This is a genomic window from Corallococcus sp. CA047B (assembly GCF_003612065.1).
GTDB lineage: Bacteria > Myxococcota > Myxococcia > Myxococcales > Myxococcaceae > Corallococcus > Corallococcus praedator.
In genome coordinates this window covers 1-1921 of sequence record NZ_RAWD01000616.1, presented here as the reverse complement: position 1 = coordinate 1921, position 1921 = coordinate 1, and the positions used below count along the sequence as shown (strand labels likewise).

Below are 1921 nucleotides of genomic sequence, written 5' to 3'. Positions count from 1 at the left end.
CCCTCCTGGCGCGGACCCTTCCCCGCGACCCCACCACCGAGAGCCTGCGCGGCCTGCGGACCCGGCTCCAGCGGGCGCTGAAGGACGCGTCCGGCAACGTCGTGGCGCTCACGGGGACGAGCCCGGGCGTGGGGACGTCCTTCGTCGCCGTCAACCTCGCCTGGGTGCTGGCGGAGTCCGGCAGCCGCGTCCTGCTGGTGGACGCGAACCTGCGCGGGGGCTGGCTCCACCGCTGCTTCCGGGACGAGCGGCCCCCCGGCCTCTGCGAGGTGCTGCGCGGCACCGTCCCCCTGGAGCAGGCCCTCCAGCAGGAGGTCGGTCCCCGCCTGTCGTTCCTGGGCGCGGGCGAGCTTCCCGCGGACCCCGCGGAGCTGCTGTCCCAGGACGTGTTCGCCGCGCTCGTGGCGGGCCTGTCCGCCCGCTACGACGTGGTCCTCTTCGACACGCCCTCCATCCTCGCGGTGACGGACGCGGCGCTCGTGGGCCGGCACGCGAGCGTGAGCCTCGCCGTGGTGCGGGCCGGCGCCCATCCGATGCGGGAGGTGGCGTCGGCCCTGCACCTCCTGGAACAGAACGACGTCCCGGTGCGGGGCGTCGTGCTCAACGGCGTGCCGCGCTCCCGGCGGGCCCGCGCGGTGAGCGGCATCTACCAGTACGAGTATCCGTCCCCCCGCTGAAGCCGCCCGGAGCCCCCCCGTGAGATGGACTCGCTGCACAGGCCTGGGCTTCATCGCGGCGCTCTACGTGCTCGCGGGCCGCTGGGGCTTCCACCGGCTGGCCGAAACGGAGGTGGAGGCCAACCCGTTTCTGGAGCTGCGGCTGTGGATCGTCATGGGCGGCGGAGTGTTCGCCTCCGTGGGGCTCCTGCACCATGCGTGGCGCGGGGCGCGGCCGGGGGAGGCGCGCTTCGATCCACCGCTCGTCACCGCGCTCCTGGGGTTCTTCGGCTACCTGTGCGCGAGCGCCTTCTGGTCCCCTGACACGGACTTCGCCCTGGCGAAGCTCTACGAGCTCGTGCTCGTGCTGGTGATGAGCGTGGGCTTCGCGCTCGCCGCGCTCCGCCAGCCCGCGCCGCGGATCCTGGACGCGTTCTGGACCATCGTCGTCACGGCCACGGCGCTGCTCGCGCTCACCGGCGTCCGCCAATTGCTCTCCGGCGGCGGCGGCGGGCGGCTGGCGGTGATGGGTGGCGGCCCCAACATCTTCGCGCGGCTCATGGGCCTGCTCGCGCTGGGCGCCCTGTACTTCTGGACCTGGCGGGGCCAGGCGTGGCTGTGGATTCCCATGGCCGCCACCGGCGTCATCCTCGCGCTGCTCACGGGCTCGCGGGGCGGGACGGCCGCCATCTTCGCGGGCATCACCACCTACCTCGTGGTGGCGCGCGTGCCCCTGCGCCGGCTGCTGCTGCTGGTGCTGCTCGCCACGGTGGCCGTCGGGGCCGTGACGATGCTGTCCCCCCTGGGCGAGGCGCTGACCCACTCCGTGGAGGAGCGCTTCCTGCGCCTGACGCTGAACTACGAGGGGGGCGGTGAGGGCAAGGTGTACCTGTCCGGGCGGGAGGTCCTCTACGAGGCCGCCATCCAACTGGGACACGACCACCCGGTGTCGGGCGCGGGGCTCGCCGCGTTCCCCGCGCTGGGCCTGGGCGTCTACCCGCACAACCTCTTCCTGGAGGTGTTCTGCGAGGGCGGCGCCGTGGGGCTGCTCTTCCTCGCGGGCGTCCTCATCACCTTCGTCCGCACGGCGCTCAAGCGCCGCCAGGGGCTGGACGGCGCGACCGTTGGCGCGGCGGTGCTGGTGCTGCTGGGCAGTCAGGCCAGCGGCGACCTCTACGACAGCCGCGCCTTCTTCCTGCTGCTGGTGATGGCCTCCTGCACCGCCGTGGGGGGACGGCGCTCCGCCCCGGCCCCCCATCCCCATC

General features: G+C 73.8%; 2 protein-coding genes. Both read left to right on the top strand.

Annotation, left to right across the window (positions count from 1 at the left end):
* Positions 1 to 677 (top strand): CpsD/CapB family tyrosine-protein kinase (locus tag D7X74_RS41605; protein ID WP_120538434.1); only part of this gene is annotated, 677 nt, incomplete at its 5' end.
* Between the two features lie 19 nt (positions 678 to 696).
* Positions 697 to 1921, top strand: a 1225-nt coding sequence (locus D7X74_RS41600; RefSeq protein ID WP_120538433.1) for an O-antigen ligase, incomplete at its 3' end; no start/stop codon positions are given.